Raw genomic sequence first — 22,124 nt, 5'->3', positions numbered from 1 at the left:
CCTCTCTAGACGTGCACAACGCGCACAACCACCTACACGGCAAAAATGCACACACGCACAAAACCGGGGCGGCGAAACCGCCATTGAATCCGCTTGAGAGAATCACGACCATGAGGACACTGCTCTGGTGCGCCGCGATGACGTTCGTGTGGCTCGGCACGATGGCGTACTTGGCCCTCGACGACCCGGACTACATCGATCCGAGGTCGATCATCGGCTCAGCGGTGGGCTGGGTGGTCGCGACGACGCTGAGCTGGATGGTGCTGCGCCGGGCCAAGGCGCCGCGTCTGTGGGAGTTCGCCGTGGTGACCGCGCCCGCGTCGTTGGTGACGCTGGTGTTCATCAGCATCGGCGCCGGCATCGTGGCACCGCCGGCCACCTGAGAGAATCGGCAGCGATGGAGCAGCACACGCACGTTCACCGGCCGTACTGGCAATGTCTGGCGTTCGCGAGCATCTGGTACGCCGCGATCGTCCTGGTCAACGTGTGGGGCGACAACGTGCTCAACACCCTTCTGCTCGGCGTCGTGCCGTGGCTGGGCACCTCGGTCGCGCTGTTGCGGGTCGCGCACGGCGGCATGAAGGCGTGGCGGCTGATCCTGCTGGGCCTGCCGATCTTCTACTTCCTGTGGGCGCTGACGGTCGTCGTCGCGTCCAGGTTCGTGACGGCGGCGCCACCCCTCTGACATGCTTGGTCACTCGTCGTGAGTCGACGACAAGGTCTGGGGGGACCAAATGCAGCCAGATCCGATCGCACCGCCACCACCACCGTCTCCGCCTTCGACGACGCGACCCGTTCGAGAAGGCACGCCATTCCTGCACGTCGCAGCGGGCGCCGGGATCTGGTACCTCGTGATCATCGCCTCGCCCGTCGCCCGCGCGCTGAACAAGCGGACCGGCTGGGACGACGTGGTGCCCGCACTGGTCGACGGCGGGATCCTGTTCGTGGTGACCACGACCGTGACCTGGCTGATCCTGCTGAGGAGGCGCCTCAAGGCGTGGACGCTGATCCCGTTCACGGTGCCGATCTACATCGCGGTGGCGATCGTGATCGGCTTGATCACGTCGCCGGGCTAGACGGCGAGCAGCGCGCTGACCTCGCGGCCCGCGAGCCGTGTGCGTCCGCCCAAGGCCGCGATCTCCAGCACCACCGACACACCCGTCACGATGCCGCCCGCCCGCTCCACGAGCTTGCAGGCGGCCTCGGCGGTGCCACCGGTGGCCAGCACGTCGTCGACCACGACGACGCGCTGTCCCGGATGGATCGCGTCCGCGGGCAGTTCCAGCGAGGCCTTGCCGTACTCCAGGTCGTAGGACTCGGAGTCGGCGACCACCGGCAGCTTGCCCGGTTTGCGCAGCGGCACGACGCCGTAGCGCCAGCCGTAACCCAGGGCAGCACCCAGGAGGAAGCCGCGCGACTCGATGGCGGCGATCACCTGGGTGCTGTCGTCGATCTTGTCCTGAAGTGCGTCGACCATGGCGCGCAAGGCGTCCGGGTCGGCGAGGACGGGCGTGAGGTCCCTGAAGACGACCCCGGGCTTGGGGAAGTCGGGGACCTCACGCATCAGTCCCAGAGCACGGTCCAACTTCAACGCTGACGCTTCCCGGTCGGGCGGCGGCGCGAGTCCGCTGCCTTGGCGGTGCGGTGAGGCACCGACGCGGCGGCGGCCATCGCCTCTTCCTTGCGCAGGTCGGAGGACAGCGCTTCGTCGTCCACCGACTCGATGCCCTCGGCGACCTGGGCGGTCGCGGCGCCGGCCTTGGCGCGGCGGGCGGCCACGCGCTTGGCCTGCGCGATGTACTTCGGGTCGCGCATCTTGAGGTCGACCAGCACCGGCGTCGCGATGAAGATCGACGACAGGGCGCCGATGAACATACCGACGAGCTGCACGAGCGCCAGGTCCTGGAGCGTGCCGACGCCCAGGATGCCGACGCCGACGACCAGCAGGCCGATGACCGGCAGCAGCGCGATCAGCGAGGTGTTGATCGAGCGCATCAGGGTCTGGTTCAGCGCCAGGTTGGCGGCCTCGCCGTAGGTGCGGCGGGTCAGGCCCAGCAGGCCTCGGGTGTTCTCCTTGACCTTGTCGAACACGACGACCGTGTCGTACAGGGAGAAACCGAGGATGGTGAGCAGACCGACCACCGTCGCCGGCGTCACCTCGAACCCGATGAGCGAGTACACGCCCGCGGTGATGATGACGTCGTGGAACACGGCGACGAGCGCGCCGACGGCCATCCGCCACTCGAAGTAGAACGCCAGGAACGCGGTCACCGCGACGAAGAACCAGAACAGGGCCCACAGGGCCTTGCCGCTGATCTCACCGCCCCAGGACGCGGACACGGCGCTGTCGGAGATCGCTCCCTGACCACCCCGCGGCTTGGTGTCCTGCGCGAGGGCCGTCTTGAGGGCGGCGACCTCACCGATGTTCAGCGCGGGCGACTTGATCTGGATCGTCGCGCTGGCACCGGAACCGACGGCCTGCACGGCGTTCGGCTTCTTGCCGGGCAGGGCCTTCGAGTACGCGTCCTCGACGGCGTTCGTCGAGATCGTCTGGCTCGACTCCGACACCGACGGCATCGAGATCTTCGTGCCGCCCTTGAAGTCGATGCCCAGGTTGAAGCCGTTGAACACCATCGAGCCGATGCAGACCAGCAGGATGATGCTCGAGGTGATGTACCAGCGGATGCGCTTGCCGACGATGTCGAAAGCGCCGTTGCCGACGTAGAGGCGCGTGAACACGTTGCTCATGTCAGGCCTCCTTCACGGCAGCGGTCTTGCCGGACGTGCCCGCGCGGTGAGACGCACCCTCGCGCAGGGCGCCGCCCAGTCCGGACAGTTTCGGGTTGGACAGGAACTTGGACTTCGACGCCATCGAGACCAGCGGGTGCGTCACGAGGAACACGACCACGAGGTCGAGGACCGTCGACATGCCCAGGGTGAACGCGAAGCCCTTCACCTGGCCGACCGCGATGATGTACAGCACGGCGGCGGCGATGAAGCTGACCGCGTCGGCGCTCAGGATCGTGCGGCGGGAGCGAACCCACGCGCGCGGCACGGCCGAGCGGAACGTGCGGCCTTCACGCACTTCGTCCTTCAGTCGTTCGAAGAAGACGATGAACGAGTCGGCGGTGATACCGATGGCGACGATGAATCCCGCGATGCCGGCGAGGTCGAGGGTGAACCCGATCCAGCGGCCCAGCAGGACCAGCACGGCGTAGATGATCACGCCGGACAGGCCCAGCGACAGGATCGTCAGGATGCCGAGCAGGCGGTAGTAGAACATGCAGTAGACGAACACCAGCGCGAGGCCGATGCCGCCGGCGATCAGGCCCGCCTTGAGCGACTGCAGGCCGAGCGTCGGGGAGATCGTCTGCGCCTCGGACGAGTCGAAGGACAGCGGCAGCGCGCCGTACTTCAGCGTGTTCGCGAGGTTCTGGGCTTCCTTCAGCGTGAACTTGCCGCTGATCTCGGTCGAGCCGCCCTCGATCGCCGACTGGATGTTCGGCGCGGACATGACCTCGCCGTCGAGCACGACCGCGACGGCCTGCTGGACGTTGGCCGAGGTGAACTTGGCCCACTTGGAGCCACCGTCGGACTTGAAGTCGAGGTTGACGACGTAGCCGGTGCCGTTCGGGTTGTTGTTGGCCGCGGCGTTGTTGATGTCCTCACCGGTGAGGCGGGTGTAGTTCGTGTAGTCGTCCGGCTTGGTCTGGGTGTCCTCCTTGGGAGGGTTGACCGGAGCCAGGGTGTACTTGAACTCGCCCTTCTCGTCACAGGTGACGAGCGGCTTGTCGAGGTCGTCGTTGCCGCGCAGCGGGTCGGGCTGCGTGCAGTCGAGCATGAGCGCGGCCTGCTGCAGGATCTGCGGGTCCGTGGCCTGCCGGAGCGCCTTGGCCTCCTGGATCTCCTTCGCGACCTTCGGGTCGACGTTGGAGGGGACCGACGGGGTGCTCGGCGGCGTGCTCGCGTTGCTCGACGGAGCGGTGCTGCTCGGCGGCGTGCTGGACGGCTGCGCGGCGAGGTTCGGCGCGGGGCGGCCCTGCGGAGCGTTGCTCGACGAGGGGGTGCCCGCGCTCTGGCTCGGCGGCGTCGACGGCGGCGTGCTCGCACCGGACGACGGTGCCGTGCTCGACGACGGCTGCGTCGGGTTCGGCGCGGCGCCTGCCGGGACCGGCTGACCGATGACCTTGCGGAACGCGAGGCGGGCGGTCTGGCCGAGGCCCTTCGCGCCTTCGCTGTCCGCGCCCGGCACGGTGATCACCAGGTTGTTGCCGTCTCGCACGACCTCGGCACCGGAGACGCCGAGACCGTTGACGCGCACCTCGATGAGGTCACGTGCGCGGTTCAGCGCCTCCTCGCTCGGTTGGGCACCGTCTTCCTGACGCGCGGTCAGAGTGACGAGCGTGCCGCCCTGGAGGTCGATTCCGAGCTTGGGTTTGGCCGAACCGTTCCCGGTGAGGAACACCAGGGCGTAGAGCGCGACCACGATGAGGACAAAACTCGCCAAATACTTCGCAGGGCGAATTTGCCCGGCCGGAGGTGCCACGATCCGTCCGTCTCCTAGTAGCTATGGTTTCCGAGCGCGCAGCGTAACGCGCGCCGCGTGAGCTGCGCGTCACTACCTGGAGTTGGCGGTCTTGACCGTTGCCAACTCCAGGAGTGCGAGCCACAGTGTCCGATTTTTTGGTAGTTACTTCTTGGCGCTGTGGTCGAGGGGCTCGGCGACCTGTGCGGTGGTCGCGGGCACCTCTTCCTCAACGTCGTCGTCGGTCTTCTCGACCACGGCCTCGTCGGTCTCGGCGACCTTCTCGCGGATGGCCGCACGCAGCCAGCGCGTGACGACACCCTCGGAGATCTCGATGTCGATGGTGGTGTCGTGGCTCGCGTCGGCAACGGTGCCGTACAGGCCCGACGTGGTCATCACCTTGTCGCCGGGGGCGAGCGAGTCCTGCAGGTTCTTCTGCTCGGCCATCGCCCGCTTCTGCTTGCGCGCGCTGAGGAACAGCGGCACCGCCAGCAGAACCAAAAGCAACGGGAACATCAAAGACGAAAGGTTGCCCATCATTCTCCGATCAAGTGGACATGCCTCGACGCACGTCCGATATGTCCAGGTGCTTTCACCGATTGTGCCAGGTCACCACAGTTGATCACCGGCGGGCGGCTCCAGCCCCAGGTGGTACCACGCGGCCGGCGTCGCCACTCGGCCGCGCGGTGTCCGGGCCAGCATGCCAGCCCGCACCAAATACGGTTCGCACACCTCTTCCACCGTGGTCGACTCCTCACCGACCGCGACGGCCAGCGTCGACACCCCGACCGGTCCCCCGTTGAAGCTCTTGACCAGCGCACTCAGCACCGCGCGGTCGAGCCGGTCGAGGCCGAGCTGGTCGACGTCGTAGACCTCGAGGGCCTGCTTCGCGATGTCCTCCGTCACCCTGCCGTCGGCCCTGACCTCCGCGAAGTCCCGCACGCGGCGCAGCAGCCGGTTCGCGATCCGGGGGGTGCCCCTGGAGCGGCCGGCGATCTCGACGGCGGCGTCCACGTCGACGTCGACGCCGAGGATCTTGGCACTGCGCTTCACGATCAGATCGAGCTCGTCGGCGCTGTAGAACTCCATGTGGCCGGTGAAGCCGAACCGGTCGCGCAGCGGCCCGGTCAGCGCTCCGGACCTCGTCGTGGCTCCTACCAGCGTGAACGGCGCGATGTCGAGCGGGATGCTGGTCGCGCCGGGGCCCTTGCCGACCACGACGTCGACGCGGAAGTCCTCCATCGCGAGGTACAGCATCTCCTCGGCTGGGCGGGCCATCCGGTGGATCTCGTCGATGAACAGGACATCGCCTTCGACCAGGTTGGACAGCATGGCCGCGAGGTCGCCTGCGCGTTCGAGCGCGGGACCGCTGGTGATGCGGATGGCGCTGTTCAGCTCCTTGGCGATGATCATGGCGAGCGACGTCTTGCCCAGGCCGGGAGGGCCGCTGAGCAGGACGTGGTCCGGTGCGGTGCCCCGTCGCATGGCGCCGTGCAGCACGAGTTCGAGCTGTTCGCGCACGCGCTGCTGACCAACGAACTCGTGCAGGTCACGGGGCCTGAGCGTGGTCTCGACGTCCCGCTCGGCCGGCGCCTCGTACGGGCTGAGCTCGTCCTCGGTCACTTGCGCCCCAGGGTCGCGAGCGCCCTGCGCAGGACGGCGGGCGTGGACTGGTCGGGGTTGTCGGCGAGCACGCTGTCGACGGTGCTCTCCGCCGCTTTGGCCGGGAAGCCGAGGCCGAGCAGCGCTTCGACGACGTGGTCGCGCGTCTGGCTGTGCGCGGGCGTGGTGGGCGCGGGGAGAGCGCCGACCTTGTCGCGGAGCTCGATGATGAGGCGTTCCGCGCCCTTCTTGCCGATGCCCGGCACCTGCGTCAGCACGGTGATGTTGCCTTCGGCGAGCGCGTGCCGGAGCTTGTCCGGTTCCAGCACGGCCAGCGTCGCCAGGGCGATGCGCGGACCGATACCGCTGACCGTCTGAAGGAGTGAGAACAGCTCACGGGCCTCGGCGTCGGCGAACCCGAACAGTGTGAGGCTGTCCTCGCGGACGATGAGGGTGGTGGCGAGGCTGGCCTCCTCGCCGCGGCGCAGGGTGGCGAGCGTGGTCGGGGTCATCTGCACGGCGAACCCGACGCCGCCCACCTCGACGACGGCGTGGTCGAGGCCGACGTGCTGCACCTGTCCGCGCAGTGACGAGATCACCTGGTTCCTCCGGACTCCACTTGCTGGACCTTGGTCAGTTCGCTCGCTTGGCGGCTTCGGCCAGCTTGGCCTTGTGCACGCGGGCCAGCTCAGCCGCCCGTGCCTGCGCCTCCTCCAGCCGCGACCGCATCGGCGCGCGCCACTGGTGACAGATCGCGATGGCCAGCGCGTCGGCCGCGTCCGCCGGTTTCGGCGCCACCTTCAGGCCGAGCAGCTTCGTCACCATCGCCGTCACCTGCGCCTTGTCCGCGCGGCCCGACCCCGTGACGGCGGCCTTGACCTCGGACGGCGTGTGGAACTCGACCGGCAGGTTCCGTTGCGCGGCGGCCAGGGCCACCACCCCGGAAGCCTGCGCGACTCCCATCGCGGTGCGGACGTTGTGCTGCGCGAAGACCCGTTCGATGGCCACGACCTGGGGCTCGTACTTGTCCAGCCACTCGCAGACGCCGATGTACAGCTCGTGCAACCGCACGGACAGCGGAGCGTCAACGGACGTGCGCAGGACATCGACGGCGACCGCGCGCACGACCCGACCGGGTCCGCCGTCGACCACGCCGAAGCCGCACCTGGTCAGACCGGGGTCGACCCCGAACACCCGCACAACAGCTCCCCGGATCGCTGAACGAACAACAGTTCGAACCATATCCGGTGCACCTGAAGGGGACTCGCACCGACACGGTTCGACAAGTCCAGGCCTGCCTCACTACGGTGATCGGGTTTCGATCACGGGAGATGCGGTGAAGAGGTTCTGGCTCGTTGTGGGGTGCGTCGGCACCGTCATGGCGGTCACCATCCTCACTGCCCTCGCCGCGCCGCGGGAGATCGGCCTCGCGATCGACAAGGTCGTGCAGCTTCTCTTTGCCGTAGCTGCACTTGTCGCGTACGCGCGTCGGGGCGACCGTTGGATGACCGCTGCTTTGACGAGCCTGAGCATCGGGCTGTCGGCGTGGATCTGGGGACAGCAGATCCTGGGTGTGCAACTGCCGTCGTCCACGATCGCGCCGCTCGGGTTCACGCTCACCCCGGTGCTGTGCCTGGCCGCGGTGATCGTGAAGGCACAACAACGGCGCGCCGACGACCTGTTGCCGAACTACCGCAGCCGCACGGTCGTGGTGCTCGACGGACTGATCGTCATCGGGTCGCTGTTCGTGCTGACGTGGGTGTCGACGCTGGAATCGCTCACACGCGCGTGGGCAACTGAAGGACCCGGTTTCGCCACGGTTGTCGCGCATCCCGCCGCGTATCTCGTGTTGCTCGTGGCGATCGTCGTGCTGTCGTGGACGCATCATTCCGTGCGTCAGTGGCCGATGTTGTTCGTCGCACTGGCCGGTATCGCGCAGTCGTCGTCGGGCTGGGTGTTCGCGTTCTACATCTCGAAGGGCGTCACGGCGATCCCGGCGACCGCGGACATCGGCTTCATGCTGTGCCCGGCGCTGTTCTTCCTCGGCGCGCTGGCCCCGACGCGCAACCTCGAACCGACGTCCGGCCGCATGCGCATGGCGGACCTGCTGCACCTGTCCGTGCCGTACCTGCCGCTCGCGATCACCGGCCTGTTCATCATGTGGAACACCGCGACCGGTGGCCGCCTCAACCCGATCGAGATCTACGTCGGTCTCGCCGTCGTGTGTCTCGTGATCGTCCGTCAGCTCCTCACGATGATGGACAACGTCAGGTTGATGGACCAACTCCGTGTCTCTCGCGAACAGCTACGGCACGAGGCGACGCACGACCCGTTGACCAGCGTCGCGAACCGCTCGTTGTTCCGCGAACGGCTGGAGCGCGCGCTGGCGGACCGAGATCGCACACAGCCGTTGATCCTGTTGTTCATCGACGTGGACGGTTTCAAGGCCGTGAACGACAACCACGGGCATGCCGAGGGCGACGTCGTTCTGCGCAATGTCGCCGCACGGCTGGAGAACAGCGTTCGGGCAGAGGACACCGTCGCGCGGTTGGGCGGTGACGAGTTCGGTGTGCTGATCGACGGCGGGGACGCCGACGAGATCGGCGCGCGGTTGTTGGCCTCTCTCGCACACCCGCACGAGGTGCACGGCCGTGTTCATCGTGTGCACGCCAGCATCGGTGTGGCACAACGGTTTTCGTACGACCCTTCAGTGACGGCCGACGACGTGCTCGGTGCCGCCGATGCCGCGATGTACACGGCGAAGCGCCTCGGCAAGGGCATGGTCGTCGTGCACGGTTCCCCGCTCCCGGAGATGACGTGACCCCAGAACAACTGGACCCCGCGCAGTTGATTTCGTCGTTGAACATGCAGGAGCTTCCCGTCGAGGGCGGCTACTTCGTGCAGACCCACCGGTCCGACGAGGTGTCCTCGATCGCGTACCTGCTGCGCAAGCCCGACTACTCGGGCATGCACGTGCTGAAGCACCTGGAGATCTACCACTTCCACGCCGGTTCGCCGTTGCGGATGCTGTTGCTCTTCCCGGACGGCACTGTGCAGCAACCTCTCCTGAGCGCGTCCAACCCGCAGGTCGTCGTCCCTGCGGGCGTGTGGCAGGGCAGCGCGCCGGACGGTGACTGGTCGTTGGTCGGCACGGTGGTGGTGCCGCCGTACACCGACGACATCGTGTCGTTCGGTCACGCGGACGACCTGTGCGCGCGTTATCCCACCCACGCCGACGCGATCAGGCCCTTGTGCCGCTTCTAGGATCACCAGACATGGCGATCGTCCCGCTCAACGGCATCGAGCTCAACGTCCAGACCGAGGGCTCCGGCGATCTCGTCGTGCTGGTCATGGGCACCGGCAGCCCAGGCCGCGTGTGGCGCAGCTACCAGGTGCCCGCGCTGGTCAAGGCCGGTTGCCGGGTCGCCTACTTCGACAACCGCGGGATCAAGCCGTCGTCCGAGTGCGCGACCGGCTTCACCATCGACGACATGGTCGCCGACACCGCGGCGCTGATCGAGCACCTCGGCGCCCCGGCCCACGTGATCGGCACGTCCCTGGGCGCCCGCATCACCCAGGAACTGGCGCTGAAGCACCCGGCGCTGGTCCGGTCCGCGGTGATGATGGCGACCGCCGGCCGCGCCGACCCGGCGCAGCAAGCCTGGTCGCGCGCGCTCTGCGACCTGCACGACAAGGGCGTCGAAGTGCCGGCGTCGTTCTACGCCGTGGCCTCGTTGACCCGCAACGTCTCGCAGGCGACCCTCGCGGACCCGATGGTCGCCCGCGACTGGTTGCAGATGTACGAGTTCGCCGGCTCCGCTCTCAGCCCCGGCGAACGCGCCCAGCTCGCCCTGAGCGACTACGAACACCGCCTGGACGCCTACCGCGCCATCAGCACGCGCTCGCTGGTGATCGGTTTCGCGGACGACCTCGTCCTGCCACCCCGCCTGTCACGCGAGGTGGCGGACGCGATCCCGTCGGCCCGCTACGTCGAGGTCGCCGACTGCGGGCACGTCGGGTACCTGGAGCGGCCGGACGAGGTCAACCGGCTGCTCGTCGAGTTCATCGGTCGAGGCTGAACTCGTCCGTCGTCTCCCCCTTCACCAGCACGTCGACGCGGCCGCTCAACACATACGTCCCGTACGGCGTGCGTGCCGCCGTAGTAGGTGCGGTCCCCCAGTCACGTTGCGACTTCACCTGCCAAGTACGCGTGTCCAGCACGGTCACGGCGTTCTTCCCAGGCGCGCTGAGGCTGTTGGTGACGACCACCAGCCCGTGCGGCGTCAGCGTGAGCCCGTCCGCGCCCGGCAGCTTGGGTGCGGGCAGCTCCTCGACCTGTCCACGCGTGATCTTGAACAACGTGCCGTTCGTGTAGTGGCCGGTGACGAGGAATCCCCTGGGGTCCCACACGATTCCGTTGTTGCCGAACGCCGCTCCACCCAGCCGTGAATCCTGGGCGAACGCCGTGACGGTGCCCGCGCGGTCGACCTTCCAGATCGTGTCGCCGAGAGTCCCGGTGACGTAGGCGTTGCCGAACGGGTCGACCGCCACGTCGTTGGCGCCGTTGGGGATGTGGACGAACTTCACCGCCCGTCCGGTGCGCAGGTCGAAGATCCCCAGCCCCGACTGCCCCGGCGACGACCGCTCGCCCAGGCCGATGTCCCCGTAGGCGACCAGCAGCCGGCCGCGGTCCACCTGGACACCGAACGTCGACACCATCCGGGTCCCGCTGACCAGCGGCCGGACCCTGCCGGTCGTGCTGACCAGCGACACCGTGCCGTGGCGCAGCGAGCTGACCAGGAACTGGCCACGCGACGGATCCCACTGCACGCCCTCGGGGTGCAGCGACGGCGATGACGCCACCACCGAGCGTGGCGCCGCCGAGGCCGTGCCCGTGACCAGCAACAACGCCGCCAAGACGGCAAGCGCGATGCGCATTGCTTCCCTCCAGTAAGAGCCCTGACAGCTATCAGAGTTCTGATAACTATCAATACTCTTACCACACTCATACGATGGTTGGATGCGGAGCAGTGAGCGGATCGGCGGAGACATCAAGCGCGCCGAGCTCGAACTGATGACCGCGAAAGCGGCGGCGGTGCGACCGGCCGGTCTGACGGTGCCGCAGTACTCGGCGCTGCTGGCGCTCAGCGACCACCCCGGCGCACCGGCGGCGGAGCTCGCCCGGTTGTGCCTGGTGACGCCGCAGACGATGACCACGATCCTGCAGAACCTGGTCGCCATGGAGCTCGTCGAGCGCACACCGCACCAGTGGCAGCGCAACGTCCTGGAGAACCGGCTGACCGAGGCGGGCTACGCGACGTTCCGGAAGGCCGACAAGGGCGCGGTCGCGGTGGAGCAGAAGCTGGCGGACGCGTTCACGCCAGAGGAGCGCGCACAGCTGCGCGCGCTCCTGCAGCGGTGTTCAGCGGTGCTCAGCGAAGGCTGAACGGAGTCATCGGGAAACGCAGGGTGCCCACTTCTTAGGGGACTCTTACTGGGCGCGCGGTAATGCCGCAGGTGGCGGAACCTGAGTGAACCCACCACTCAGGAGGTTCAGCCATGACAGACCTAGGGAGCCTGCGCGCCGTCTTCTCCGGAACCCTGCTCACCGCGCACGACCAGGCGTACGAGGACGCGCGAGCCTTGTTCAACAGCGCCATCGAGACGAGACCGGCGGTGATCGCCCAATGCGACAACACAGCCGACGTGCGAGAAGCACTCGCTTTCGCCCAGCGTGCCGGGATGCCGGTGGCGGTGCGCAGCGGCGGCCACAGCGTGGCGGGCGCGAGCCTCGTGCAGGACGGGCTGGTGCTGGACATGCGCCGGATGAACGCCGCCTCGATCGCGCCGGACGGGCGCAGCGCGGTGGTGGGAGGCGGAGCCACGTGGGGTGCGTTCGACCGGGCCGCGGAACCCTTCGGGGCCGCCACGACCGGAGGCAGGGTCTCCACCACGGGCGTCGCCGGGCTGACGCTGGGCGGCGGGTCAGGCTGGATCGAGCGCAAGTGCGGGCTGGCGTGCGACAACCTGCTCGCCGTCGACCTGGTGCTCGCCGACGGCAGGACGGTGACCGCGAGCGAGACCGAGAACCCCGATCTGTTCTGGGCGTTGCACGGCGGTGGCGGCAACTTCGGGGTGGCCACGTCGTTCACGTTCCGGCTGCACCCGCTGCCGGAGTTCTCCTTCGCGCTCATGCTGTGGCCCGCTGAGGAAGGCGAAGCCGCGACCCGCGCTTTCCGCGACTTCATGGAGACCTCGCCGGACGAGGCCGGCGGCGGCGCGCTGTACATGACCGGGCCGCCGGAGGACTTCGTGCCGGCTGAGCTCGTCGGCGAGCTCTGCTGCGGGATTCTCGTCACCTACATGGGCAACGCCGAGGAACTGGGAAGCCTCGTCGCCCCGCTCACGGCGCTGGAGCCGCGCGCACTGGTGCTGACCGACATGCCTTACGCCGATCTCCAGTCCATGTTGGACGATCCGCCCGGCTTCCGGAACTACTGGTCCGCCGAGTACCTGCGGTCGTTGCCCGACGACGCGGTGCACGCGTTCTGCGCCGCCGCCGAGAAGATGATCATCCCGTCGCCCTCTCAGCACGCCATGATCCCGTGGGGCGGCGCGGTCGCCCGCAACGCGGACGACTGGCCGATGGCCAACCGGGACACGCCCTGGATCGCGCATCCGCTGGGACTGTGGGAGAACCCCGCGGACGACCAGCGGGCGCGCGACTGGGCGCACCACCTGCGTGACGTGCTCGCACCGTGGACCACGGGCGCGGTCTACCTCAACTTCATCGGCGACGAGGGCGCGGACCGCGTCGTCGCCGGCTACGGCCGAGAGAACTACGACCGGCTCGCCGCGATCAAGGCCGAATTCGACCCCGGCAACGCGTTCAACCTCTGGCACAACATCGTGCCCGCGAAGCCCGCGGTCAGCACCTGACGCGGCGCTCAGCGGAGGCTGAACTCCACGGTGTCGTCGACCATCCGATCCAGGAACCGGTCGCGGTCGAACGCCGGATCCTCGTCCATGCCGGGCGGCGGCACGTGCACGAAGCTGAAGTGCCCCGCCCGCGGCACGATTCGCAGATCGAGCTCGGCCGGTGCGGCCTTCAGGACCTCGACCTCCGAGGCCGGCACGAAGGTGTCGAGCTCGCCGACGTAGACGAGCATCGGCGTCTTCACCGCGTCCAGCGCGCCGGGAGCCGCGAACCAGCCGGCGGGCGGCGTGTACAGCACGAGGCGGCTGACGCGGGGATCGCGCGGCACGTCGAGCGGCCGGCGTTCCTCGCTCCACGGCGTCGCGCCCGCGAGACACAGGGCCGCCCAGGCGCCGATCGAATGGCCGATCACCGCCACCTCGGCGCCGGGATCGACGTCCCGCAGCGCCTCGACCAGGCCGAGCGGCCGGGCGAGGTAGTCGTCCCAGGTCGCCTGCCGCGGGTGCAGGCGTTCGAAGGCGGGCGCGATCACCCGGCAGCCGCGGGCCTCGAACGCGTCCAGCAACGGCTGGTGGCGCACGGGATCACCGCCTCCGCCGACCGCGAAGAGCACGACACGTTCCACGGCAAAGTCCCCCTCAGCGATGCGCGGCCTGTCCGGTCGGCCGCAGCAAGATCTCGTTCACATCCACAGTGGACGGCTGTGAGACGGCGTAAAGCACCGCCCTGCCAACATCTTCCGGTGCCAGCTTCGGATCATCCACACGCGACGGCGGAATCGCGTCGGTGTCGACGAGTCCCGGTTGGATCACCGTCACCCTGACGCCGGTCTCCACTGCCTCCGCCCGGATCGCCTGCGCCAGCCCGGTGACGGCCCACTTGGTGGCCGAGTACAGGTTGCCAGGCCGCACGCCGCGCCCCGCCGCGGACCCGGTCAGCACCAGATGCCCGCCGGACCGCATCAGCGCGGGCATGGCGGCACGAGCCGTGAAAGCCGGGCCGCAGACGTTCGTGACCACCATGTCGGTCCACTCGACAGGCTTCGCGCCGGCGTCGGAAACGAACGACGTGTCGACCGAAACGCCCGCGTTCGCGAAGACCACGTCGATTCGGCCCCACCTCGATTCCACCCGCGACATGAGGTCCTGCACGGAGTCCCAAGAAGAAACGTCACATTTCGCGTCCCACCCGCGGTCACCGACAGATTCTTCTGCCGAGCGCGAGGCCCTCACCACGCGATACCCCGCGTCGGCGGCCAAAGCTGCGGTCGCCGCCCCGATTCCGCGGGAGGCGCCGGTCACCACGAAGACGTTTTCCATGATCCGGAACCCTAGTCAGTGAAGTGTCAGGGCCGCCTGTTTTGATGTCCGGCATGACTTTGAACCGCAGGTCCGTGTTCGGGCTGGGTACCGTCGCGGCCGCGACGGCCGTGCTCGGCTCCAACGGTGCAGCGCAGGCACAAGAAGACGCGGAGGCCGAAATCGAACGCTACCCGGCCACCGCCGAGAGGTCGCGCAAGCGCGTGGCGCAGGTGTACCGCAGGCAGGCCAGGAAGGCGCGCGGCAGCTGGTCGTCGCTGATCACGGTCGCCGACCTCGACGGCACGACGAAGTCCGCCGTCGACGAGAACGCCGACAAGGTGGTCGAGGCCTACAGCGTCAACAAGGTGGCCGTGGCGGTCGCCGTGCTGGACAAGGTGGACCGCGGGCTGATCAAGCTCGACCAGACGGTCACGGTGTCCGCCGCCATCGTCATCCAGGACACCGACGGCATCTTCGCGCTCGACGGCGCGTACCCGAGCGAGATCACGGTCGGACACGCGCTGGCGAACCTGCTCACCGTCTCGGACAACACCGCGGTCCGCCTGTGCGGCCTGGTCGTGCCGGCGCTGGAGCTCAACCAGATCCTCCGGGACAAGGGCTTCGTGCACACGCAGGTCGTCCCGGTCGCGAACCCGAACCGGTTCTTCCTCGGCACCACGACGGCGCGTGAGACGCACACGCTGCTGCAGAAGCTGGTCGACGGCCAGTTGCTGTCGCCGGCCTCCACCGCGTACCTGCTGAACATCCTGCGTGCGACCGCGAGCTTCACCGATGGCGTGCGGCTCAACCTGTCGACCAACGAACGGCTGCGGGTCGCCACGAAGGCAGGCTGGTTCGAGGACGGCCGCAACGAGGCCGGGATCATGTTCAGCGAGGACAACCGCGCGATCCTGATCTACTCGATGTTCGCGTCGGGCCAGTTCGACGGCGACAAGGCCGCGAACGACGTCAACTTCAGCGCCACGCACCCGGCGGTCGCGGCTCGCGCCGAGCTCGGCCGGTCCATGTTCGACGCGGTCATCAAGATCACGACCACGAAGCCGAAACATCGTGCAAAGGTTTACAGGTTCTTCAACGGCGGCTGATTCCTGAGATTTATCTGAAAACTGGACCAAAGAGCACTCGTTTTCGGATATATACATACCAACGCCGGGGTCGGTCGTCGCCGCCGTCGACGACCGGCTTCCCCGCGTTGCCTAGAGCGCCGGTTCCACAATGGAGTGGTACCTGCGCGAGACCTCCTCGATCACCTCGTCGAAGTCCGCCGCCCAGATGTCGGCGTTGAAGATCTCCACTTCGACGTCCCTCGAATATCCGGTCGCGGCGACGTGCCTGGTCAACCGGTCGAGATCGATGTTTCCGTCGCCCGGATATCCGCGGCCCAGCAGCACGTCCGCGGGTACCGGCGTGAGCCAGTCGCACACCTGGTACGACGCGATGCGCTCCCCCGCGCGCACGATCTGCGCGTCGAGGTCGGGGTCCCACCAGACGTGCAGCGCGTCGACGACGACACCGACGGACTCGTGCTTCTCCGCGATGTCCAGCGCCTGCGCCAACGTCGACAGCACGCCGCGGTCCGCGCAGAACACCGGGTGCATGGGTTCGAGAGCCAGTGTCACGCCTGCTTCCGCCGCGAACACCGACAGTTCCGCGATGGCGTCCGCGACGCGCTGACGTGCGCCGATCAGGTCCTTGTCGCCCGCGACGCCGCCGACGACCATGACCAACGTATCCGTGCGCAACGCCGCGGCTTCTTCGATCGCACGGCGGTTGTCGTCCAACGCAGCGCGGTTGTCCACGGCCGTGAGGAACCCGCCGCGGCACAGCGACGACACACGCAGTCCCGCGTCCGCGACGAGTTTCGCGGTGCGCTCCAGCCCGTGGTCGGCGACCGGTTCGCGCCACAGGCCGATCGACTCGATGCCGTGCCGGGCACAGCCTTCGACGGCCTCGACGACGGTCGCGCGCTTGATCGTGGCCTGGTTCAGCGAGAGGCGAGCCATTGCCGCCACCGCCGTTCCGCGAAGTCCGGGTCGATCACGCCGGCGATCTCCGCCAGCCGTTTCGCCTCGGCCAGATGTTCGACGCTGCGGGCGGATTCCAGGCCGTCGAGCAGCAGGAACTGTTCCTGATGCCCGGCCAGCCACGCCAGGAACACCACACCGGTCTTGTAGTAGTAGGTCGGCGCGCTGAACAGGTGGCGTGACAACGGAACCGTGGGCGCCATGATCCGGTGGAACTCGTCGGCGTCACCTAGTGCGAGCTTCAGCAAAGCCTTAGCAGCCACCGGCGCGATCGGATCGAAAATGCCGAGCAACGCGTGGCTGTATCCCTGCGAATCGCCCGCGATCAGGTCCGGATAGTTGAAGTCGTCGCCGGTGTAGCAGCGCACGCCGGCCGGAAGCCTGCGCCGCAGCCCGATCTCGTGGTCGGCGTCGAGCAGCGAGACCTTCACGCCGTCGACCTTGTCCGGACGTGCGGCGATGATCGCGAGGAAGTTGTCGGTGGCCTGACCGACCTCGGCCGAGCCCCAGTACCCCGCCAGCGCCGGGTCGAACGCCGTGCCGAGCCAGTGCAGGATCACCGGTTCGCTGACGCGGTCGAGCAGAGTCCCGTAGACCTTTTCGTAGTCCTCGGGTCCGCGCGCGCACGCCGCGAGCTGGCGTGAACACATCAGCACCGGCTGTGCGCCCGCCTCCTGCACGATGTCGAGCTGCTCCAGGTACGCCTTGAGCACGTCGTCCAGGCCGGCCTCGCCCGTGAGGTGATCGGTCGCGACGCCCGCGCAGATCCGTCCGGACTTCTCTGCGGCGCTGCGGCGGATCAGCTCGGCGGCGGTCGGCCAGTCCAGGCCCATGCCGCGCTGCGCGGTGTCCATCGCCTCCGCGACGCCCAGTCCGTGCGACCAGAGGTGGTGCCGGAACGCCAAAGTCGCGTCCCAGTCCACCGTGCGTTCATCTTTGGCGACAACGTGTGCCGCGGCGAACACGATCCGTTCTTGGTCAGACATCCGCGATCTCCACCCGGCGACCCTCCGAAGAGGACTGGAGCCCGGCCGCGGCCAGCGCGACACCCCGTGCGCCGGCGCGGAAGTCGTGCGGGAACGGCGTGCCCTGGTAGACGTGCCGCAGGAACTCGGCCCACTGCACCTTGAAGCCGTTGTCGAAGTCCTCGTTGTCCGGCACCTGCTGCCACTGGTCGCGGAACGGGTGCGTGACCGGCAGATCCGGGTTCCAGACCGGCTTCGGCGTGACGGCGCGGGGCTGCACGAAGCATTCGCGCAGCCCCGCGACCGCACTCCCCTCGGTGCCGTCCACTTGGAACTCCACGAGCTCGTCGCGGCGCACCCGCACGCACCAGGACGAGTTGATCTGGGCGATGACGCCGTTCTCGATTTCGAAAATTCCGTACGCGGCGTCGTCGGCGGTGGCGGCGTACTCCACGCCCTGCTCGTCCCAGCGCTTCGGGACGTGCGTGACGGCTTTCGCCGTGACCGCCTCGACCCGGCCGAACAGGTCGTGCAGCAGGTAGCTCCAGTGGCAGAACATGTCCGAGACGATTCCGCCGCCGTCCTCGGTGCGGTAGTTCCAGCTGGGGCGCTGCGCGGGCTGCCAGTCGCCCTCGAAGACCCAGTAGCCGAACTCGCCGCGCACGCTGAGGATCCGGCCGAAGAAGCCGCCGTCGATCAGCCGCTTCAGCTTGCGGATGCCCGGCAGGTACAGCTTGTCCGCCACCACACCGTGCTTCACGCCCTTGGCGTCGGCCAGGCGCGCGAGCTGGAGCGCTTCCTCGACCGTCTCGCTGACCGGCTTCTCGGTGTAGATGTGCTTGCCGGCGTCGATCGCCTTGGTGATCGATTCGACGTGTTTCGACGTCACCTGCGAGTCGAAGTAGATCTCCACCGACGGGTCCGCGAGCGCCGCGTCGAGGTCCGTCGTCCAGTGCGCGAGGTCGTGCCGTTCCGCGATCTCCTTGAGCTTGTCGGCGTTGCGGCCCACGAGCACCGGTTCCACCTTCAGCACGGTCCCGTCCTGCAGCCGCACTCCCTCGTCGCGCAACGGGAGCAGCGACCGGACCAGGTGCTGGCGATATCCCATCCGCCCGGTGACGCCGTTGACCGCCACTCCGATGGTCCGAACCGCCATCGCACCTCCCTGGTAGCAGCGCTGGAAAGCGCTTTCCCGCCACGCTAATCGCGGCACTTGACGGCCGTCAACCTCCGCGCGAGTTAGTCTCAGCGCTCACATGCACGTTGACGGAGGTGGTCGTGTCCGCCCGACAGGTGACGCTCGCCGAGGTGGCGAAGCAGGCGGGTGTGTCGCTGGCGACCGCTTCTCGCGTGCTCAACGGCAGCACGCGCCAGGTGAGCGGGGAGCTGAGCGACCGCGTCCTGCACACCGCGGAGCAGCTCGGCTACGTGCCGAACGCCTCCGCGCAGGCGCTGGCCCGCAACTCGAGCTCTCTCGTGGGGCTGGTGGTCCACGACATCACGGACCCGTACTTCTCGTGCATCGCCGCGGGCGTGACACGGGTGGCCGAGGAAGCGGGGCTCGTCGTCGTTCTCGGTACGACCGGCCGCCGTCCGGAACGCGAGGTGGAGCTGCTTTCCACCCTGCGTGCGCATCGGGCGCGTGCGGTCGTTCTGGCCGGTTCGCGGACGACTGACCGCGCGTCGCAATCCCGGCTGGCCGCGGAGATCGACGCGTTCACCGAGCAGGGCGGGCGTGTCGCGTGCGTGTCGCAGGCGAAGCTCGGCACCGACACGGTCGTCCCGGGCAACCGCGCGGGCGGGCGTGCTCTCGCCCGCGCGCTGACCGAGCTCGGGCACAAGAAGTTCGCCGTATTGGGTGGACCTTCCGAACTCGTGGTGGCGCGCGACCGGCTCGCGGGGTTCAAGGCGGGTCTCGCGGACGCCGGCGTCACACCGCCCGTGGTGTTCAACGGCGCCTTCACGCGGGACGGCGGGTACGCGGCCGCGATGGAGCTGCTGGCCTCGAAATCACGTGCTACCTGCGTGTTCGCCGTGACGGACGTGATGGCGATGGGTGCGATGGCCGCGCTGCGCGAACGGGGTGTGCGGGTGCCGGAGGACATGTCGATCGCCGGGTTCGACGACATCCCGACGCTGCGCGACACGGTTCCGGCGCTGTCGACCGTGCGGCTGCCGCTCGAGGAGATGGGCGAGATCGCCGCAGGTCTCGTGCTGGACGGCGGGGGTGACGAGGCCCGCACCGTCCGCGTGGCGGGCGAGGTGGTGCTCAGGGCGTCGACTGCTCACAATTAGACTCGTCTGGCTGTTCACGTACTTAGTCATGAGGAGTTGAGCCGTCCCCATGGGGTCTGGCCCTGGCTGGCATATTTGCCCGGTCCCTTGTTCCTGCTGTTCAGGAGCGCGTAGGTGACCGGAATCCTGTTGAGCGTGCTCGGTCTGGTCGCCGTCGTGGCGCTGACCGCGGGCACCTTCATCGCAGTGGCGGCGGAGTTCTCGCTGACCGCGCTGGAACGAAGCACCGTCGAACGTCACGTCGCCGAGGTGGGCGATGCGAAGGCGCGCACCATCGACCGTGCGCACCGGACGTTGTCGTTCCAGCTGTCCGGCGCACAGCTCGCCATCACGCTGACCACGCTGATCACCGGTTACATCGCGGAACCCGCGATCGCCTCGTTGATCGAACCCGGCCTGACGTCGCTGGGTGTGCCGTTGTCGGTGGCCGGCGGGTTGTCGCTGGCGCTGGCGCTGGCGATCGCCACGGCGTTGTCGATGGTGTTCGGCGAGCTCGTGCCCAAGAACCTCGCGATCGCGAGACCGCTGGAGACCGCGCGCCTCGTGGTCGGCATCCAGGCGGCGTTCTCCAGCGTGTTCCGCTGGCTGATCACCGCGATGAACAACTCCGCGAACTGGCTGGTCCGCCGTTTCGGCGTCGAGCCGGTCGAGGAGCTGGCGTCCGCGCGGTCGCCGGAGGAGCTCGGCGCGCTGGTCAGGACCTCCGCCGAGCACGGCACGCTGGACCGGGGCACCGCGGTGCTGCTGGACCGCTCGCTGCGGTTCGGCGACCGGACCGCCGGTGAGCTGATGACGCCGCGCGTGCAGGTCGAGGCGCTGCGTGCCGACGCGACGGTCGCGGACCTCGTCATGAAGGCACGGCAGACCGGGTTCTCCCGCTTTCCGGTGCACGACGGGTCGTTGGACGACGTGCGCGGGATGGTGCACGTGAAGCAGGCGTTCGCCGTGCCGGCTGCTCTGCGCGGGACGACTCCTCTGTCCGCGTTGACGCGGCCGGTGTACTCCGTGCCGGAGACGCTGGAGGGCGACGCGCTGCTGGACCGGCTGCGGGCTTCCGGTCTGCAGGCCTCGCTGGTCGTCGACGAGTACGGCGGCACCGCGGGTCTGGTGACGCTGGAGGACGTCGTCGAGGAGATCGTCGGTGATGTACGCGACGAGCACGACCGGGGCGAGGCGCCGCCGGTGCGGTCGCTGGGCAAGGACAGCTGGCTCGTGTCGGGCCTGCTGCGTGACGACGAGGTGGCCGAGGCGACCGGTTTCCGGATGCCCGACGGTGACTACGAGACGTTGGCGGGCCTGGTGCTGGCCCGGCTCGGCCGCATCCCCGACGTCGGGGACGAGATCCGCGTCGACAGCTGGCGGGTGACCGTCATGCGGATGGACAAGCACCGCGTGGCCGAGCTGCGGGTGGTGTCGTCGTGAATTTCCTCATTGTGGTCTTGTTGCTGGCGGGCAACGCCTTCTTCGTCGGTGCCGAGTTCGCGGTGATCACCGCGCGGCGTGACCGCCTGGAAGCGTTGGCCGACAAGGGTTCCTCTCGGGCCCGCACGGCGATCAAGGCGTCGCAGCAGCTGCCGTTGCTGATCGCGGGCGCGCAGCTGGGCATCACTTTGTGCTCGCTGGGTCTGGGTGCGATCGCCGAACCTGCTTTGGCTTCGGTTTTGGAGGGCCCCCTCAGCGCCGTTGGCTTGCCTCTGGCCGTGGTGCACGGTGTGGCGTTCGCGGTGGCGTTGGTCATCGTGGTGGCGCTGCACACGATCCTCGGCGAGATGGTGCCGAAGAACCTCGCCATCGCGGGCCCCGAACGGGCCGCCGTGTGGCTGGTGCCGGTGCACTACGGGTTCTCGCGGATGATCGCGCCGGTGCTGGCGATGTTCACCGCCGTTGGCCGGTGGGTGCTGCGCCGCTTCGGGGTGGAGCAGGTGGAGGAACTCGAGTCGGCCTACACGCCGGACGAGCTGGCGTTGCTGATCGGCCAGTCCCGTTCCGAAGGCCTGCTGGAGGACTCCGAACACCGGCGGCTGGCGCAGACGTTGTCGTCGGCCGAGCGCACGGTGGCGGACGTGCTGGTGCCGTCGGACCGGCTGACGACCGTCTCCTCCTCGCCGACCGTGGGTGAGATCGAGGCCGCGGTCGCCGCGACCGGGTTCTCACGCTTCCCGGTGCTGTCCGATGCCGGGTTGATCGGGTATCTGCACGTCAAGGACGTGCTGGACCTGGAGGGCGCGGAGACCCTGGTCCCGCGTGATCGGGTGCGCGGGCTGCCTGAGGTGCCCGTCGACGCCCGTCTGGACGAGGCCTTGGCCGCGTTGCGCCGGGCGCAGTCGCACCTCGCTCGCGCGGTGTCGGCTGACGGCGGTGTGCTGGGTGTCGTGGCGTTGGAAGACCTGTTGGAGGAGTACGTGGGCACCGTGCGCGACGGCACCCACGTGCGCTGGGTCTAGTTCGCTGGGT

25 protein-coding genes are annotated in these 22,124 nt (G+C 68.4%); 12 read left to right on the top strand and 13 right to left on the bottom strand.

The window, feature by feature from the left end; genetic code table 11:
• Positions 1-110 precede the first annotated feature (110 nt).
• Genes SK803_RS23230 through SK803_RS23220 form a run of 3 tightly spaced genes read left to right on the top strand, consistent with a single transcriptional unit; the run spans position 111 to position 1,076 of the window.
• Complete coding sequence (locus SK803_RS23230) at positions 111-383, top strand: hypothetical protein (RefSeq protein WP_319968171.1); 273 nt, start codon at positions 111-113, stop codon at positions 381-383.
• A 14-nt stretch (positions 384-397) separates the two neighbouring features.
• On the top strand, positions 398-685 hold the full coding sequence (locus SK803_RS23225) for a hypothetical protein (RefSeq protein ID WP_319968170.1): 288 nt from the start codon (positions 398-400) through the stop codon (positions 683-685).
• A 49-nt stretch (positions 686-734) separates the two neighbouring features.
• The gene (locus tag SK803_RS23220; protein ID WP_319968169.1) at positions 735-1,076 is read left to right on the top strand and encodes a hypothetical protein; all 342 of its coding nucleotides are present in this window, start codon (positions 735-737) and stop codon (positions 1,074-1,076) included.
• Here the strand turns inward: SK803_RS23220 and SK803_RS23215 are convergent.
• The 7 genes from SK803_RS23215 to ruvC form a co-directional block, all read right to left on the bottom strand.
• Positions 1,073-1,564 carry an adenine phosphoribosyltransferase gene (locus SK803_RS23215; protein WP_319968168.1) on the bottom strand — a complete coding sequence of 164 codons (492 nt, stop codon included), beginning with the start codon at positions 1,562-1,564 and terminating at the stop codon, positions 1,073-1,075. The genes SK803_RS23220 and SK803_RS23215 overlap by 4 nt on opposite strands.
• Before the next feature lie 23 nt (positions 1,565-1,587).
• Complete coding sequence (secF, locus tag SK803_RS23210; RefSeq protein ID WP_319968167.1) at positions 1,588-2,748, bottom strand: protein translocase subunit SecF; 1,161 nt, start codon at positions 2,746-2,748, stop codon at positions 1,588-1,590.
• A gap of 1 nt (position 2,749) precedes the next feature.
• On the bottom strand, positions 2,750-4,546 hold the full coding sequence (gene secD, locus SK803_RS23205) for a protein translocase subunit SecD (RefSeq protein WP_319968166.1): 1,797 nt from the start codon (positions 4,544-4,546) through the stop codon (positions 2,750-2,752).
• A gap of 144 nt (positions 4,547-4,690) precedes the next feature.
• Positions 4,691-5,041, bottom strand: a complete 351-nt coding sequence (gene yajC, locus SK803_RS23200) for a preprotein translocase subunit YajC (RefSeq protein ID WP_319968165.1) — start codon at positions 5,039-5,041, stop codon at positions 4,691-4,693.
• A 93-nt stretch (positions 5,042-5,134) separates the two neighbouring features.
• Positions 5,135-6,148 (bottom strand): Holliday junction branch migration DNA helicase RuvB, encoded by a 1,014-nt coding sequence (gene ruvB / locus SK803_RS23195; RefSeq protein WP_319968164.1) that lies wholly within the window; start codon positions 6,146-6,148, stop codon positions 5,135-5,137.
• Entirely contained in the window at positions 6,145-6,726 is a 582-nt protein-coding gene (gene ruvA / locus SK803_RS23190; protein ID WP_319968163.1) for a Holliday junction branch migration protein RuvA, read from the bottom strand. The genes ruvB and ruvA overlap by 4 nt, the downstream gene beginning before the upstream one ends.
• 34 nt (positions 6,727-6,760) lie before the next feature.
• A complete protein-coding gene (ruvC, locus tag SK803_RS23185; protein WP_319968162.1) occupies positions 6,761-7,327 on the bottom strand; it encodes a crossover junction endodeoxyribonuclease RuvC in 567 nt (188 codons plus the stop codon).
• A gap of 136 nt (positions 7,328-7,463) precedes the next feature.
• Here ruvC and SK803_RS23180 point away from each other — a divergent pair, with 136 nt between their 5' ends.
• From SK803_RS23180 to SK803_RS23170, 3 genes are read left to right on the top strand one after another with little or no spacing between them, the layout of a single operon-like run.
• Positions 7,464-8,948, top strand: coding sequence for a GGDEF domain-containing protein (locus SK803_RS23180; RefSeq protein ID WP_319968161.1), 1,485 nt, complete (start codon positions 7,464-7,466; stop codon positions 8,946-8,948).
• The gene (locus tag SK803_RS23175; protein WP_319968160.1) at positions 8,945-9,391 is read left to right on the top strand and encodes a cupin domain-containing protein; all 447 of its coding nucleotides are present in this window, start codon (positions 8,945-8,947) and stop codon (positions 9,389-9,391) included. Before SK803_RS23180 ends, SK803_RS23175 begins: the two co-directional genes overlap by 4 nt.
• A gap of 11 nt (positions 9,392-9,402) precedes the next feature.
• Positions 9,403-10,206, top strand: a complete 804-nt coding sequence (locus SK803_RS23170) for an alpha/beta fold hydrolase (protein ID WP_319968159.1) — start codon at positions 9,403-9,405, stop codon at positions 10,204-10,206.
• Here the strand turns inward: SK803_RS23170 and SK803_RS23165 are convergent.
• Entirely contained in the window at positions 10,190-11,065 is an 876-nt protein-coding gene (locus SK803_RS23165; RefSeq protein WP_319968158.1) for a hypothetical protein, read from the bottom strand. The two genes, SK803_RS23170 and SK803_RS23165, sit on opposite strands and share 17 nt — an antisense overlap.
• An 82-nt stretch (positions 11,066-11,147) precedes the next feature.
• Here SK803_RS23165 and SK803_RS23160 point away from each other — a divergent pair, with 82 nt between their 5' ends.
• Complete coding sequence (locus SK803_RS23160; protein WP_319968157.1) at positions 11,148-11,573, top strand: MarR family winged helix-turn-helix transcriptional regulator; 426 nt, start codon at positions 11,148-11,150, stop codon at positions 11,571-11,573.
• 113 nt (positions 11,574-11,686) lie between these two features.
• On the top strand, positions 11,687-13,066 hold the full coding sequence (locus SK803_RS23155; protein WP_319968156.1) for an FAD-binding oxidoreductase: 1,380 nt from the start codon (positions 11,687-11,689) through the stop codon (positions 13,064-13,066).
• Between the two features lie 8 nt (positions 13,067-13,074).
• On the opposite strand, the gene SK803_RS23150 is transcribed toward SK803_RS23155, so the two are convergent.
• Together SK803_RS23150 and SK803_RS23145 are read right to left on the bottom strand one after the other, a co-directional pair.
• Positions 13,075-13,689 carry an alpha/beta hydrolase family protein gene (locus SK803_RS23150; protein WP_319968155.1) on the bottom strand — a complete coding sequence of 205 codons (615 nt, stop codon included), beginning with the start codon at positions 13,687-13,689 and terminating at the stop codon, positions 13,075-13,077.
• A gap of 13 nt (positions 13,690-13,702) precedes the next feature.
• The gene (locus tag SK803_RS23145) at positions 13,703-14,386 is read right to left on the bottom strand and encodes an SDR family oxidoreductase (protein ID WP_319968311.1); all 684 of its coding nucleotides are present in this window, start codon (positions 14,384-14,386) and stop codon (positions 13,703-13,705) included.
• A 50-nt stretch (positions 14,387-14,436) separates the two neighbouring features.
• Between SK803_RS23145 and SK803_RS23140 the strand changes: the two genes are divergently transcribed.
• On the top strand, positions 14,437-15,471 hold the full coding sequence (locus SK803_RS23140) for a serine hydrolase (RefSeq protein WP_319968154.1): 1,035 nt from the start codon (positions 14,437-14,439) through the stop codon (positions 15,469-15,471).
• A gap of 111 nt (positions 15,472-15,582) precedes the next feature.
• On the opposite strand, the gene SK803_RS23135 is transcribed toward SK803_RS23140, so the two are convergent.
• Genes SK803_RS23135 through SK803_RS23125 form a run of 3 tightly spaced genes read right to left on the bottom strand, consistent with a single transcriptional unit; the run spans position 15,583 to position 18,531 of the window.
• Complete coding sequence (locus SK803_RS23135) at positions 15,583-16,389, bottom strand: sugar phosphate isomerase/epimerase family protein (protein ID WP_319968153.1); 807 nt, start codon at positions 16,387-16,389, stop codon at positions 15,583-15,585.
• A complete protein-coding gene (locus tag SK803_RS23130; RefSeq protein WP_319968152.1) occupies positions 16,371-17,396 on the bottom strand; it encodes a dihydrodipicolinate synthase family protein in 1,026 nt (341 codons plus the stop codon). Before SK803_RS23130 ends, SK803_RS23135 begins: the two co-directional genes overlap by 19 nt.
• Complete coding sequence (locus tag SK803_RS23125; RefSeq protein WP_319968151.1) at positions 17,389-18,531, bottom strand: Gfo/Idh/MocA family protein; 1,143 nt, start codon at positions 18,529-18,531, stop codon at positions 17,389-17,391. Before SK803_RS23125 ends, SK803_RS23130 begins: the two co-directional genes overlap by 8 nt.
• Positions 18,532-18,653: 122 nt before the next feature.
• Between SK803_RS23125 and SK803_RS23120 the strand changes: the two genes are divergently transcribed.
• The 3 genes from SK803_RS23120 to SK803_RS23110 all read left to right on the top strand — a co-directional run bounded on the left by SK803_RS23120 (position 18,654) and on the right by SK803_RS23110 (position 22,114).
• Entirely contained in the window at positions 18,654-19,670 is a 1,017-nt protein-coding gene (locus tag SK803_RS23120) for a LacI family DNA-binding transcriptional regulator (RefSeq protein WP_319968150.1), read from the top strand.
• Between the two features lie 114 nt (positions 19,671-19,784).
• A complete protein-coding gene (locus tag SK803_RS23115) occupies positions 19,785-21,092 on the top strand; it encodes a hemolysin family protein (RefSeq protein WP_319968149.1) in 1,308 nt (435 codons plus the stop codon).
• On the top strand, positions 21,089-22,114 hold the full coding sequence (locus SK803_RS23110; protein ID WP_319968148.1) for a hemolysin family protein: 1,026 nt from the start codon (positions 21,089-21,091) through the stop codon (positions 22,112-22,114). Before SK803_RS23115 ends, SK803_RS23110 begins: the two co-directional genes overlap by 4 nt.
• Positions 22,115-22,124 lie beyond the last annotated feature (10 nt).

This window comes from Lentzea miocenica (assembly GCF_033949945.1).
Taxonomy (GTDB): Bacteria; Actinomycetota; Actinomycetes; order Mycobacteriales; family Pseudonocardiaceae; genus Lentzea; species Lentzea miocenica.
Note: the sequence above shows the minus strand (reverse complement) of the source record. Positions and strands in the feature narration are given on the sequence as shown.